This window comes from Clostridium folliculivorans (genome assembly GCF_024341905.1).
In the GTDB taxonomy this organism is placed as follows: Bacteria; Bacillota; Clostridia; order Clostridiales; family Clostridiaceae; genus Clostridium_AR; species Clostridium_AR folliculivorans.
Genome location: NZ_BQXY01000002.1, coordinates 329011 through 342757 on the forward strand (window position 1 = coordinate 329011; position 13747 = coordinate 342757).

The window sequence follows — 13747 nt, forward strand, 5'->3', positions numbered from 1 at the left end:
ATTAAAAATATGCTAATAAGGGGATAATAATATGAAAAAATTGAATAAATCCATAGGAACTACAGGGGAAAATATAGCTTTCAATCTTCTTTTAAGTGAAAAATATAATATTATCAAGAAAAATTTCAATTGTAGAAATGGAGAAATAGATATAATAGGTTGGGACAAGGAAATACTCTGTTTTATTGAAGTAAAAACAAGATACGACTTAGGATTTGGAAGTCCAATGGAAGCCGTATCTTTCAGTAAAGTACTCAGCATAAAAAGAGTTGCAAAATACTTTATTCACAAATATGGATTATATAATGTAAATGCTAGATTTGATGTCATAGAAGTATATCTAAATCATAGAAATGCAGATATTAAGACTAATTTAATAAAAGATGCATTTAGGTAAACAGAACTTCTGTTACAAAATGCATCATATCATATTAATAAATCATATATAATATTAAAATTATTTTTTAGATAGTATGTTGTTGAGAAATGACATTCTATGAATTTCACATGTTCCTATTGCATGAATTGCGTCTACATGCTTTTGCGTCCCGTAGCCCACATTATCCTTAAAACCATATCCAGGATATATAGAATCATATTCTTTCATCAGTCTATCTCTATAAACTTTAGCAATTATAGAAGCACATGCAATAGAGGCGCTTTTTGCGTCTCCTTTTATTACAAATTTATTAGGTTTGTTCAAATTTCTAACTGGATATCCATCAGAAAGAACTAATTGGGGCTCTATAGGCAAAGTTTTACAAGCATCCAAGAAAATCTTATTATTACAATGAGCTATTCCTAATGTATCTATTTGTTTATTATCACATACAGTTATACTATAGGCTAGCGCCTTTTCTCTTATGATGACATCTAATTCTTCACGTCTTTGCTCGCTTAATACCTTAGAATCCTTTATACCTAAGATTATATCTCCTAAGTTGTTAAAGTCTAAAATTACAGCCGCACCTACAATAGGCCCAGCAAGAGGTCCTCTGCCAACCTCATCAACTCCTGCAACGTATCTAAAATTACTGAATTGTTTATCAAACATATACATAGCCCTAACTCTAATGTACTCTGCTTCTTCCTTTTGAATTGAGGTTTCAATTTTTTTAGCTAATGAAAGTACGTTCTTTCTTTTATCACTAGAAAGAATGTCAATAATCTCTGATAGCTTTTCTTTATTACTTAGCTTAATAGGTACTGATGAAGCTAATACTTTAACATCACTAAAACTAATATTATGTAAGTTTTCTTTCAAATAAATAATACTATCCTTCAATTTTTTCGCCTTTCCAAGGAGTCTCTAATGATACATTACCTATCTTCCCGCCTCTAAATTCATCTAATATAATAGAAGCTATTCTGTCGTAATTAATCTCGCCACCAGATACAATTGATCCTCTTTTTCTCGCAATCATATTTAAAGTATCAATTGGTTCTTCGGCCACTGCTTCTAATTTATATCTAGCTTTCAGTAATTCAGGATTAGTATTCTGTAATCTCTCTACTAATTTTAATGAAAGCTCTTCTGTATCCATAATTTCATCTTTAATTGCACCTGTAAAAGCTAAGTTTAATGCCACTTCCTCATCCTCAAACTTTGGCCAAAGTACTCCAGGAGTATCAAGGAGCTCAATACCAATAGATGTTTTAATCCACTGTTTATTTTTAGTAACACCAGGTCTATCTCCGGTTTTAGCTATATTGTTTCTTGCCATCTTGTTGATGAAGGTAGACTTTCCAACGTTAGGAATACCTACAACCATAACTCTTGTTATAATCTTAGCTAATCCTTTAGCTTTTAACCTCTCATGTTTTTCCTTTAGTAGTTCCATTAATGCAGGTTTAATATTTTTTATACCATCACCCTTGAGACAGTTAACTTCGATTGCTCTTATTGACTCACTCTTTAAAGCATTAATCCATGCTTTAGTAGTCTTGTTATCAGTAAGATCACTCTTGTTAAGTAGAATTAATCTAGGTTTATCTTTACATAATTCATCTATGTCAGGATTAGCACTAGATTTAGGAATTCTAGCATCCCTAATTTCAATAACAGCATCTACTAACTTTAAATTTTCTTTAATCTCTCTTTTGGTTTTTACCATATGGCCAGGAAACCAATTTATCGCCATAAAATCATCCCTTTCTTATTCAAAAACATATCATATAGATGAACAACTTCATACTTAAATTTATATTTTCAAATTTTTCACTCAGAACCTAGAGGAGTTTTGAAAATATATTTAGGATTGAAGTGTTTTATCTTTAGATAATGCTTAAAAGCATTATCTATACATTCATATATTCATATATTTATATACTCATAATTTTATATAAGTATATAGATATATCAATATATGAATGTAAATTATATATATTTTACAGGTATATATATAACAATTTAGTTTCATATAAGTAGTATACCTATATATTTATCAACTATGTTACAATTAACTGCTCAATCTATGTTAAAATGAATTTATAATTATAATAAAAAATCGCTAATGCGACTTTCATTTGCGATTTTTTTGTGCATCTGCCTTTCCGAAGGTATGTGAGGAAAATCTGGCAGGCAATATATTCTTCTTTTTTATTCTTTAACTTTACTCATAATACCTTTTACTTATAATAGAATATAATTATTCAAAGATTTATCTATGTTATAATTTCTTAAAGAATAAAAAACGGAGCTAAAATAGCCCCTGTCTTTTAATTAAATATTAGATTAATTCCTTAACCTTAGCTGCCTTACCTACTCTATTTCTTAGGTAGAATAACTTAGCTCTTCTTACTTTACCTCTTCTTGTAACTTCAATCTTCTCTATGATTGGAGCATTTAGTGGGAAAGTTCTTTCAACGCCAACGCCATAAGCTATTCTTCTAGCAGTGAAAGTTTCTCTTAATCCACCATTTTGTCTCTTAATTACAACACCTTCGAAAACTTGGATTCTTTCTCTTGTACCTTCTTTAACTTTAACGTGAACCTTAACAGTGTCACCTACGTTAAATTGAGGTAAATCAGTTCTGATTTGTTCTTGTTCTATTGCTCTTAATATTTCGTTCATGTGCATTCCCTCCTTAGTAATAATGTGACGTTCTTACCATATGTAAATACGACAGAGGACCGCCCGTACTAGCACAATGGTAATTTTAACACATGTAATTTATTTAATCAACATTTTTTTCATATTCTTTAAGTAGCTTAATATCTTCTTTAGTGAGTTTTACATTTTGGAATAAATCAGGACGTCTTTCCTTAGTAATCCTAAGCGACATCTTCCTTCTCCATTTTCTTATGTTCTCATGATGACCTGATAAAAGAACACTTGGAACCGATTCATCTTGAAAAACTTCTGGTCTAGTATACTGAGGATACTCTAGTAAGCCACTATAAAATGATTCCTCAACAAAACTTTCCTCACTACTTAAAACCCCTGGAATTAGTCTGCAAATACTATCTATTATAGGTATAGCAGCCATCTCTCCTCCTGTAAGCACAAAGTCTCCTAAGGATAATTCCATATCAAAATATTTATAAGCTCTCTCATCTATTCCTTCATAATGTCCACAAACAAAAATAACTTCATCTAGCTTAGATATCTCTTTAGCAACCTCTTGATTGAAGGTTTTGCCTCTAGGTCCTAAAAAAATTACTTTCCCATTATTATTCTGCTTTACAGATTTGATGCATTCTACTACAGGCTGAGCACTCATAACCATACCAGCACCACCACCATATGGATAATCATCTACTTTTTTATGCTTACTAGCTGAAAACTCTCTAATATTAGTAGTGTTTATATCTAAAATGCCACTATTTCTCGCTCTACCTATTATACTATGCTCAAACACATTAAACATATCAGGAAATAGGGTAAGAATATTAATCTTCATCTTGCCATTCTCCTGAAGGTTTTATTATAATCTTCTTATCACCAATATTTATATCAAGAACTATTTCTTTTAATACAGGAACCAATATCTCTTTATTACCTTTAACCCAATAAACATCATTACTTCCTGTTTGTATTACATCGTATACATCGCCATAATTAAATCCATCTGTATCAGAAACGTTACACCCAATTAAATCAGATATAAAATATGTATCTTCTGGAAGTTCAACGGCATTTTCTCTAGTAACTCTAATATACTTTTGCTTTAATTTTTCAGCATCATTCATAGTATCAATACCTTTGATTTTCACTATAACTCTATCTTTCTGATATTTAACCCATTCAATTTCAGCCTTTTTATCATCAATTAAAACTTCTTTTAGATCATCAAATCTATTTACATCATCAGTTAGAGGATAAACCTTAACTTCTCCTTTAACTCCATGAGTATTAACTATTTGACCTACGTTAAAAAATCCATTCATATAATCACCTCGCAAACCATTTTAAGAGTATGTGGAAAAAGAGCTAGGAAGCCCTAACTCTTATTAGATAATTTCAACAACAACTCTTTTATTGTCTTTTACTGCCGCAGCTTTAACAACTGTTCTTATAGCTTTAGCAATTCTACCCTGTTTTCCTATAACCTTACCCATATCTTCAGGAGCAACTTTAAGCTCTATTATTATAGATTGCTCTCCAGCCACTTCATTAACCTGAACTGAGTCTGGGTTATCAACAAGTGATTTAGCAATAACTTCTACTAGTGTCTTCATAAACAATCTGCTTTAGGGGAATCCTAAGCAGAATTCACCTCCTAAAAGCTTTTACTTGTTTATACCAGCTTTAACAAAAAGCTTCTTAACTATATCAGTAGGTTGAGCACCGTTGTTTAACCACTTTGCAGCCTTTTCAGCGTCAATTTTAACTTCAGCTTCAGGTTGAACGATTGGGTTATAGTATCCTATTTCTTCGATGAATCTTCCGTCTCTTGGACTTCTTGAATCAGCTACTACTACTCTGTAGAAAGGAGCTTTTTTAGATCCCATTCTTCTTAGTCTTATCTTTACTGCCATTAATTTCACCTCCTTTTAAGGATATTGATATATTTTAACTAAAGAAAGGCATTTTACCAAACAAACCTTTTTTAGTATTTTTTTGCATTGATTTAAATTGCTTCATTTGTTTCTTCATCATTTCAAAGCCTTTTAAAAGCTTATTTATTTCTTGAATTGTAGTACCAGAACCTACAGCAATTCTCTTCTTTCTTGAAGAAGAACTTGAAATCAGATTAGGACTTTTTCTTTCTTTTGCAGTCATTGATTGAATGATTGCTTTAACTCTTCCCATTTGATTTTCGCTGTCTGAAAGGTCTAACCCCTCAAGTTGTTGAGTATTTACTCCTGGCATCATCTCAAGCAGTTTATTAATAGGTCCTAACTTTTTCATCTGCTCCATTGCACTTAGATAATCATCAAAATTAAATTCTTGACTTAACATTCTTTCACTAAGTTGTTGAGCTTCTTTTTCATCAATTGCTTGCTGAGCTTTTTCTATAAGCGATAAAACATCACCCATACCAAGAATTCTTGAAGCCATTCTATCTGGATGGAATACTTCAATATCATTCATTTTTTCACCAATACCAGCAAACTTTATAGGTTTTTCAGTAATGCTTCTGATTGAAAGAGCAGCACCACCTCTAGTATCACCATCAAGTTTTGTAAGTATTGTTCCAGTAACATCTAATGATGCATTAAAAGTTTCAGCAACATTTACAGCATCTTGACCAGTCATCGAATCAACAACAAGTAAGATTTCATTAGGATTTACTGATGTCTTTATATCTTTAAGTTCCTGCATAAGTTCTTCATCAATATGAAGTCTACCAGCAGTATCAATAATAACTAAATTATATCCATGTTCTTTAGCGTGAGCTACTCCTGCCTTAGCTATATCAACAGCAGGTACCTTATCTCCCATAGAGAACACAGGAATATCTATTTGCTTACCAACAACTTCTAATTGTTTAATAGCGGCTGGTCTATAAATATCACAAGCAACTAATAAAGGCTTTTTATTTTTCTTTCTCATGTGAAGAGCAAGCTTTCCACACATAGTTGTTTTACCTGCACCTTGAAGACCTGCCATCATAAAAACTGTTGGTCCATTGTCTGCATAGTTCAGTTTACTTTCAGTATTTCCCATTAAAGCTGTTAGCTCATCATTAACTATTTTTATAACTTGTTGTCCTGGTGTAAGGCTTTCTAACACTTCAGATCCTACGCATTTTTCACTTACAGTTGCAATAAATTTTTTAACAACTTTAAAATTTACGTCAGCCTCAAGTAATGCGAGCTTAACCTCTCTCATGGCTTCTTTTATATCTTTCTCAGTTAGTTTACCTTTACCCTTAAGCTTTTTAAGCGTATCTTGTAATTTAGACGCTAAACCTTCAAAAGCCATGTTACCCCTCCTACGAATTAATAATTTCATCTAGCATTTCATCTATATCTTCTACTAATTCTTTTGACAACATATATTCGTTAGTAAGTTTTTTTATTAGGTCATTTTTCTTAGATTTTCTTATTTTGCTTTTTTCCACAAGCTGTAGCTTTTCTTCATAATTAATAAGTTGTTTATCACATCTTTTAATTAAGTCGTGAATAGCTTGACGACTTCTATTATTTATCTCAGCAATCTCTGCTAATGAAAAATCATCATTATAATACATGAACATTATATCTTTTTGTTTCTCAGTTAATAATTCTATGTAATAATCTAATAACAGAGAAATCTCAAATCTGTCTTCCATATAATCACCTTACTCACAAAGAATATATTATCAAAAGAAAATACACCTGTCAAGTATTTTTACTTAACAGTTATATTTTTTTAAAATAGTGCATCCGCGAACCCTTGTGGATCAAATTCCTGAAGGTCATCAACACCTTCACCAACCCCAATATATCTTACTGGTATATTTAAAGAATTCTTTATTGATATAACCACTCCACCCTTTGCAGTCCCATCTAATTTTGTTAATATTATACCATCAATAGGGCACGCTTCCATAAACTGCTTTGCTTGAATAACTGCATTTTGACCTGTGGTAGCATCTAAAACCAAAAGAGTTTCTTTTGAAGCCTCTTCGAATTCTCTATCAATTATTCTATTAATCTTTGATAATTCGTTCATTAAATTTTTCTTATTATGAAGTCTTCCAGCAGTATCACAGATAAGAATATCCATATTTCTAGCTTTAGTTGCTTGAATCCCATCATAAACAACAGCAGCAGGATCAGACCCTTCTTGGTGTCTCACTATATCAACACCAGCTCTATCGCTCCAAATTTCTAATTGATCACTAGCAGCCGCTCTAAAAGTGTCTGCTGCAGCTAATATCACTTTTTTTCCTTCATTTTTGTATTTAGACGCTAATTTTCCTATAGATGTTGTTTTTCCTACACCATTTACTCCAATAACTAACATTACCTTTTGTTTACTGTCAGCTTCTTTCTCTTTTACCCCTTCGTTAAGCATATCTGCAATTACATTTTTTAAGCAGGGCTTAACTTCTGTTGGATCTTTAATTTTCTCAGCTTTAATTCTAGACTTTAGTCTATCTATTATCTCTACTGTTGTATCCATACCAATATCTGATGTTATTAGTATCTCTTCAAGTTCATCATAAAGATCCTCATCAATTGTTACTGCTAAATTTAAAACCTCAGTAATTCTGTCTGTAAAGTTATCCCTAGTCTTACTAAGTCCTGATTTTAATTTTTCGAATAATCCACCAAACATAAATGCCTCCTAATTTGTTAAGTCTACTGATACAACCTTTGATACGCCTCTCTCTTCCATTGTTACTCCATACATTATATCACTAGCTTCCATAGTTCCTTTTCTATGAGTAATAACTATAAATTGTATATTATCAGAAAACTTTTGAAGGAATTCTGAGTATCTATAAACATTTGCATCATCAAGTGCTGCCTCTATCTCATCTAATATACAGAATGGAGTTGGTTTCATCTTAAGTATTCCAAACATTAATGCAATTGCTGATAAAACTTTTTCTCCACCAGACATAAGATTTATATTTTGAAGTTTTTTACCTGGAGGTTGAACATTGATATCAATATTAGCAGTTAATTCGTCACCATCTGATAATATAAGTTCAGCACTTCCACCTTTAAAGAGTTCCTTAAATGTAATATTAAAATTCTCATTTAATATTGCGAAATTCTCCTTGAAAACTTCCTTCATTTTCGCAGTCATTTCTTCAATTACTGCAAGAAGCTCAGTTTTTCCTTTTTCTAAATCTTCTCGTTCTGTTGACATAAATTTATATTTTTCTGAAAGGTCCTTATATTCTTCTATAGCACTGACATTAACTGTTCCAAGTCTATTTATTGATGCCTTAAGTTTGTTTATTTGATTGTTGTATAAAACTTCATCAAAATCCTTAAGTGCCAAATCTATGGCCTCTGCATAGGTTAAACTCATTTCATCATTGAGTTTCAATAAAAGATTTTCTTTTTCAACTTCATTTTTAGCCTTTACCAATTCAGATTTATGAACTTCATCCTCTTTTATATTAATTTCAGAAGAAAGATTTTCAATTTTGTTCTCATGACTTCTTATAGTTTCTTTAATTTTTATTTTTTCAATATCATACTCTTTGAATTTATTCTCAAGTTCTTCAATGTTCTTATTATAAACTAGAATATTATTTCTATTTTCATCAATAGTTTGGATGCACTTACTTTTACTTGTCAAACTCTCTTTGTTTGATTGTTCCAAAAAGCTCATTCTGCCTTGAAGTTCAGTTGCCTGATTTGATAATCTTTCTACTTCTTTTTTTATATTATTTATTGATTCATCAACTTTGGCCTTTATAACTTTTTTGCTAGTAAGCAAGTCTTTCTGATTGTTAGTTTTTTCATTTAAGTCTTCTATTTCTTTTGAAAGTTCATCGAATTGCACCCTATAAGACTTTAAATTTTCTTCTAATAGTATAGATTTATTATTACTTTCTTCTAACTCTCTTTTGTAACCATTTAACTTTGACTCACTTGTAAGTTTTTCATTTTGCGAAATCTTTATATTGTTTCTAAGTCTTAATGTATCTTTCTCAATATTTTTTACTTCACTATCAAGTTTAGCTATTTCTATACTTTTAAAATGGCTTTCATCTTTGAAGTTTAAATTTGCTTCATCTAACATCTTAATTTCATTTCTACCATCAGAAATTAGACCAACAAGTTCTTCAATAGAATTTTCAACTTTAACTAATTCTGAACTAATATCTTCTATTTCCCTTTTTCTACTAATAATGCTTGTATGTTTATTATAGACACTGCCTCCAGTTAAAGATCCACCAGGATTAATTACTTCCCCTTGCAAAGTTACAATCTTATGTGAGTAGCCACTTATTTTCGCTATATTTAAAGCACTATTCATATCTCTACTCACTATTGTTCTTCCCAATACATAATTAATAGCTTTTTCATACTTTTTGTCGAAATCTAATAATTCAGATGCAATTCCAATATATCCGTTTACTTCTTTAATTTTTTTATCTAACTGAAGCGTAGTGCCTTTAATTATTGTTAATGGCAAAAAAGTAGCTCTTCCAAGTTTCTTTTCCTTTAGATATTCTATAAGCTTTTGAGCGCTCTTTTCATCTTCAGTAACAACATTAGATATAGAACCTCCTAAAGCTATTTCTATTGCAGTTTCAAACTCTTTTTCAACAGATATGAGCTCCCCTATAACGGAACAATTCTTTACATCAGCTCCTACGTAGCCTTTATCAATATGCTCCATTAATATTTTGACAGCTCTATTATAACCTTCGTATTGCTTTTCAAGATTTGAAAGCATAGTCTTATTAGCTTCAAGTTTACTTTTCTCTTGGTTTAAAATTTTAAGCTTTGCATCATTCTTAGTATTTCTACTTAATAGAACACCTATATTTTTATTATTTTCTTTTACTGCAAGTTCTAATCTCTCTATTTCATCTTTTAGTAATATTACTTTTTCTTCTAGCATAAGTTTGGTTGATATATTTATTTTCAAAGAACTTTCTAGATTTGAACTGTTATTATGTAAGTTGTAAATGGAATCTTCTAAAACCTTTATTTGACTCATAAGCATTGTCTTATTATTTTTAAGTTCAGATGACAATTGTATGTTTTCAAATTCATCTTCTCTTAAAAGTTTTATCTTATCCTCTTTTATTCTCAATGAGTTAGATAAATCAAGAAGAATATTTTCTAAGCTTTTACTTTCAGTATCTATAAAAACTTGTTCATTAATCTTACTATTTAAATAATTAACATGTTCATTTCTTTCATTTTCAATGGAAACTATCTTCTCTGATAAACTCTTTATTTCTTTATTGCTATTTTCAATATTAAACTCAATATTTTTTACTCTTTCATTCAGAATATCAATCTGCTTTTGAAGCTCGCTTGAATTCTCTTTGTTTTTATAATATAGTTCTCTATCTTCTCTTGTTAAATTTTCAAGTTTTTCAAGCTCATCACTCAAAGAAACAGCTTTATTTTTGGTTTCAGAAAGTTCTTCTTTAAGTTTAATATTCTCATTTATGAGATTTGATACTTTTTCACCTTGATTTTTAATATTTGTATCAATCTTTTCTATATGATTTACTATCAAAGAAATCTCTTTTTCACGAAGCTCATTTGAAAGTTCTAAGAAAACCCTAGCCTTTTCACTTTCTATCCTTAATGGCTCAATTCTTTCTTCATAAGTAGATAAGATATCATTTATTCTAATTAAATTTTGTTCAGTATTATCAAGCTTTCTTTCGGCCTCATGCTTTCTAGTTTTAAATTTAACAATTCCAGCTGCTTCCTCTAATAGAGCTCGTCTTTCTTCTGGACGTCCACTTAAAATAGCTTCTATTTTACCTTGTCCAATAAGTGAATAGCCTTCTTTTCCTATACCTGTATCCATAAACAAAGTTGTAATATCTTTTAATCGGCATTGAGAATTATTTATTAAATATTCAGCTTCGCCTGATCTATATATTCTTCTAGTTACTGTTACATCATTGTATTCAATAGGAAGTTCTCCATCTGCATTGTCTAAAGTAAGTGAAACTTGTGCCAAGCCAACCGGCTTTCTAAACTGAGTACCGGCAAAAATGACATCTTCCATTTTACCACCTCTTAGAGTTTTGATACTCTGTTCACCTAGAACCCATCTAACAGCATCTGAAATATTACTTTTTCCGCTACCATTTGGTCCAACTACAGCTGTGACACCTCTTTTAAACTTTAATTCTGTTTTATCTGCAAATGACTTAAATCCCCTAATCTCAAGAGACTTTAGAAACATATGTCCACTCCTTACCTTCCTACAAATTGATAAAATAATCCTATTAGAAATGATGTAATAATTATTGCAATTATTATATTCATAATGGTTGTTCTTGTTCTTTTCTTCATACTGCTCACTCCTTATTCTATATTAGTTTATAGTAAATAAAGTAAAATATCAATGGCAACGAAAAGAAAACCCTAGAGTTTGCTCTAAGGTATAGAGTTCCTAGCTCAACTATTAATTTATACATGCTAAAATTCATATGTTCGTAATTTTCGAACAAGTATAAATTAAGTTTCGAAATAGGAACCCTTTAATTCTCTATATATCAAAGTAATATTAATTTATTTATAACCGTCTCTTCGTTACCAATAGTTATTTATATTGAAACTATTTTAGTTTCTTTATTTGAATCAATTTGAATTTCTCCAACCTTTACTGAATCATCGATACATACATTTATCTTTACATTAACCAACTTACTTTTTAATTCATTAAAAAACTCTTTTTTGTTAGCATAAAGTCTAGAAATATATCTATTATTTATTCTAATAGTTACATCATTTTTACTTTCTTTAAGTAAGTTGTAAATATGCTCATTTAGGATACTGCTTTCTACTAATTCTCTAAAAGCTGGATGGAATGGTCCATCGATTATGTCTCCACCTGTATTAATGTTCTCAGTAGGTTGTAACCCAACTCTAATAACATTGATATGATTTTCTATATAAAGCTTATATATCTTTTTTGCTATTGCTACTGCTTCGCTTAATGTGTAAGGTTTATATTCTTCTCTTCTAAGCATTTCTTCCATAGGAGTATCTTTAATAACTAAAGCAGGATATATCCTACAAATATCTGGTTTCATTTCAATAGATTTATTTGCAGTATCTAAATCTTTTTCAAATGTGTCGCCAGGAAGCCCAAGCATAATTTGATGACCTAAAGTAAATCCATATTCTTTTATAAGCATTGATGCATTCCTTACATCTTCTTCTGAATGCCCTCTTGCAGACTTTCTAAGAACTTCCTTATCAAGAGATTGAACTCCGAGCTCTATTATATCAACATCATATACTTTTAAATGATTTAAAATATCATTATCTATATAATCTGGTCTTGTTGATAGTCTTATGTAATTTATTTTTTTCAACCTTTTGTATTTGTATGCAACTTCCAAAAGTTCTTTTTGTTTCTGCATAGGAATTGCAGTAAACGTGCCACCAAAAAATGAAATTTCAACTGTTGAATTAGTGATATCTATAGTTTTCAAATATTCTTCTACTGTATTTTCTACATACCGACTATCCACTACTCCTTCTTCACCAGATATCTTGTTTTGATTACAAAATACACAGTTATGTGGGCATCCTAGATGAGGTACGAAGATTGGAATTATATAATAACTTTTACTCACCGCTGCCCTCCAAAAAATTCAAAGCCTTTTTAGCAGACTGCTGCTCAGCTTCTTTTTTACTAAATCCTTCTCCTTCACCAATTATCCTATCACCGATAACTACTTTAGTATAAAATTTCCTTCTATGTGGAGGACCCTCGTATTTAACTAGTTCGTAATTTATATTAACTTCACCATTCTCTTGCAATTTTTCTTGAAGCTTTGTTTTAAAATCAAGAACTATTTTATCGTTAATTGCATCTTCGATTACATCCTTAAAGTTTGTTATTATAAACTCCCTAGCATACTCTAATCCTTTGTCTAAATATATAGCAGCTAGCAAAGCCTCTAAGCAGTCGGCCTGAATAGATATTCTTTCTCTTCCTCCTGTTAATTCTTCACCTTTACTCATTCTTATGAGATCACCAAGTTCAAGAATCCTCGCCACTTCATAAAGAGAATTTTCACATACTATTAAAGCTCTCATTTTTGTAAGCTCACCTTCGGATTTATCCTTACAATAATTGAACAAGTACTCAGATATGCAGATTTGAAGCACTGAGTCACCTAAAAACTCAAGTCTTTCGTTATACTCAACACCTTTATACTGATTTGCATATGAACTATGAGTTAATGCAGTTTCAAGCAAATGTTTATGTTCAAAATAAATATTTAGTTTGCTTTCAATCTTTTCAATATTAAACTCGTACATTTAAAAAATTTCAACTCCTTAAGGTTTATTCTTCAGTATGTTAATCCTTTACTGCCTAATTTAAATTTATTACTTATGCCATCATTAACACATTCAAGAATAAACTTAATTTAAAATATAAAATCCCGCTTTAGGCGGGATATATTATTCTTCACTATGTTCTTTAAGATACTCTACTACATCGCCTACTGTAACAAAGCCTTCTGCTACATCATCAGGGATTTCCATTTCAAGTTCATCTTCTAAAGCCATAATAAGCTCAACTATATCTAGTGAATCTGCACCTAAATCTTCTATAAATGATGCCTCAAGTGTAATATCACCCTCATTCACACTAAGCTTATCAGCAATTATTCCTTTTATTCTTTCAAACAT

General features: G+C 30.6%; 15 protein-coding genes. 1 reads left to right on the plus strand and 14 read right to left on the minus strand.

Annotated elements, in window-relative coordinates:
- The first annotated feature begins 31 nt into the window (after window positions 1-31).
- Window positions 32-397, plus strand: a complete 366-nt coding sequence (locus tag OCU55_RS07875) for a YraN family protein (RefSeq protein ID WP_261851766.1) — start codon at window positions 32-34, stop codon at window positions 395-397.
- A gap of 60 nt (window positions 398-457) precedes the next feature.
- On the opposite strand, the gene OCU55_RS07880 is transcribed toward OCU55_RS07875, so the two are convergent.
- From OCU55_RS07880 to acpP, 14 genes are all read right to left on the minus strand, one after another.
- Window positions 458-1285: a ribonuclease HII gene (locus OCU55_RS07880; RefSeq protein WP_261851767.1), complete on the minus strand. Its 828-nt coding sequence runs from the start codon at window positions 1283-1285 to the stop codon at window positions 458-460.
- Window positions 1275-2141: a ribosome biogenesis GTPase YlqF gene (gene ylqF, locus OCU55_RS07885; RefSeq protein WP_261851768.1), complete on the minus strand. Its 867-nt coding sequence runs from the start codon at window positions 2139-2141 to the stop codon at window positions 1275-1277. Before ylqF ends, OCU55_RS07880 begins: the two co-directional genes overlap by 11 nt.
- A 588-nt stretch (window positions 2142-2729) precedes the next feature.
- Window positions 2730-3074 carry a 50S ribosomal protein L19 gene (rplS, locus tag OCU55_RS07890; RefSeq protein ID WP_183277417.1) on the minus strand — a complete coding sequence of 115 codons (345 nt, stop codon included), beginning with the start codon at window positions 3072-3074 and terminating at the stop codon, window positions 2730-2732.
- A 103-nt stretch (window positions 3075-3177) separates the two neighbouring features.
- Window positions 3178-3903 carry a tRNA (guanosine(37)-N1)-methyltransferase TrmD gene (trmD, locus tag OCU55_RS07895; RefSeq protein ID WP_261851769.1) on the minus strand — a complete coding sequence of 242 codons (726 nt, stop codon included), beginning with the start codon at window positions 3901-3903 and terminating at the stop codon, window positions 3178-3180.
- On the minus strand, window positions 3893-4390 hold the full coding sequence (gene rimM, locus OCU55_RS07900; RefSeq protein ID WP_261851770.1) for a ribosome maturation factor RimM: 498 nt from the start codon (window positions 4388-4390) through the stop codon (window positions 3893-3895). Before rimM ends, trmD begins: the two co-directional genes overlap by 11 nt.
- Window positions 4391-4453: 63 nt before the next feature.
- On the minus strand, window positions 4454-4681 hold the full coding sequence (locus OCU55_RS07905) for a KH domain-containing protein (protein WP_200268054.1): 228 nt from the start codon (window positions 4679-4681) through the stop codon (window positions 4454-4456).
- Window positions 4682-4732: 51 nt separating this feature from the next.
- Window positions 4733-4981 carry a 30S ribosomal protein S16 gene (gene rpsP, locus OCU55_RS07910; RefSeq protein ID WP_183277421.1) on the minus strand — a complete coding sequence of 83 codons (249 nt, stop codon included), beginning with the start codon at window positions 4979-4981 and terminating at the stop codon, window positions 4733-4735.
- Window positions 4982-5015: 34 nt separating this feature from the next.
- A complete protein-coding gene (gene ffh / locus OCU55_RS07915) occupies window positions 5016-6371 on the minus strand; it encodes a signal recognition particle protein (protein WP_261851771.1) in 1356 nt (451 codons plus the stop codon).
- Window positions 6372-6381: 10 nt separating this feature from the next.
- Window positions 6382-6720, minus strand: coding sequence for a putative DNA-binding protein (locus tag OCU55_RS07920; protein ID WP_261851772.1), 339 nt, complete (start codon window positions 6718-6720; stop codon window positions 6382-6384).
- An 80-nt stretch (window positions 6721-6800) separates the two neighbouring features.
- Window positions 6801-7712, minus strand: a complete 912-nt coding sequence (gene ftsY, locus OCU55_RS07925; protein WP_261851773.1) for a signal recognition particle-docking protein FtsY — start codon at window positions 7710-7712, stop codon at window positions 6801-6803.
- Between the two features lie 9 nt (window positions 7713-7721).
- Window positions 7722-11279 (minus strand): chromosome segregation protein SMC, encoded by a 3558-nt coding sequence (gene smc / locus OCU55_RS07930; RefSeq protein ID WP_261851774.1) that lies wholly within the window; start codon window positions 11277-11279, stop codon window positions 7722-7724.
- Window positions 11280-11643: 364 nt separating this feature from the next.
- Entirely contained in the window at window positions 11644-12681 is a 1038-nt protein-coding gene (locus OCU55_RS07935; protein WP_261851775.1) for an elongator complex protein 3, read from the minus strand.
- Window positions 12674-13372 (minus strand): ribonuclease III, encoded by a 699-nt coding sequence (gene rnc, locus OCU55_RS07940; protein WP_261851776.1) that lies wholly within the window; start codon window positions 13370-13372, stop codon window positions 12674-12676. The genes OCU55_RS07935 and rnc overlap by 8 nt, the downstream gene beginning before the upstream one ends.
- A 144-nt stretch (window positions 13373-13516) precedes the next feature.
- The gene (acpP, locus tag OCU55_RS07945; protein WP_200268041.1) at window positions 13517-13747 is read right to left on the minus strand and encodes an acyl carrier protein; all 231 of its coding nucleotides are present in this window, start codon (window positions 13745-13747) and stop codon (window positions 13517-13519) included.

Bases quoted from the DNA above. Each gene is read 5' to 3' on its own strand.
- OCU55_RS07875 (WP_261851766.1), top strand. From the start codon at position 32: ATGAAAAAATTGAATAAATCCATAGGAACTACAGGGGAAAATATAGCT.
- ylqF (WP_261851768.1), bottom strand. From the start codon at position 2,141: ATGGCGATAAATTGGTTTCCTGGCCATATGGTAAAAACCAAAAGAGAG.
- rplS (WP_183277417.1), bottom strand. From the start codon at position 3,074: ATGAACGAAATATTAAGAGCAATAGAACAAGAACAAATCAGAACTGAT.
- trmD (WP_261851769.1), bottom strand. From the start codon at position 3,903: ATGAAGATTAATATTCTTACCCTATTTCCTGATATGTTTAATGTGTTT.
- rimM (WP_261851770.1), bottom strand. From the start codon at position 4,390: ATGAATGGATTTTTTAACGTAGGTCAAATAGTTAATACTCATGGAGTT.
- OCU55_RS07905 (WP_200268054.1), bottom strand. From the start codon at position 4,681: ATGAAGACACTAGTAGAAGTTATTGCTAAATCACTTGTTGATAACCCA.
- rpsP (WP_183277421.1), bottom strand. From the start codon at position 4,981: ATGGCAGTAAAGATAAGACTAAGAAGAATGGGATCTAAAAAAGCTCCT.
- ffh (WP_261851771.1), bottom strand. From the start codon at position 6,371: ATGGCTTTTGAAGGTTTAGCGTCTAAATTACAAGATACGCTTAAAAAG.
- OCU55_RS07920 (WP_261851772.1), bottom strand. From the start codon at position 6,720: ATGGAAGACAGATTTGAGATTTCTCTGTTATTAGATTATTACATAGAA.
- ftsY (WP_261851773.1), bottom strand. From the start codon at position 7,712: ATGTTTGGTGGATTATTCGAAAAATTAAAATCAGGACTTAGTAAGACT.
- smc (WP_261851774.1), bottom strand. From the start codon at position 11,279: ATGTTTCTAAAGTCTCTTGAGATTAGGGGATTTAAGTCATTTGCAGAT.
- rnc (WP_261851776.1), bottom strand. From the start codon at position 13,372: ATGTACGAGTTTAATATTGAAAAGATTGAAAGCAAACTAAATATTTAT.
- acpP (WP_200268041.1), bottom strand. From the start codon at position 13,747: ATGTTTGAAAGAATAAAAGGAATAATTGCTGATAAGCTTAGTGTGAAT.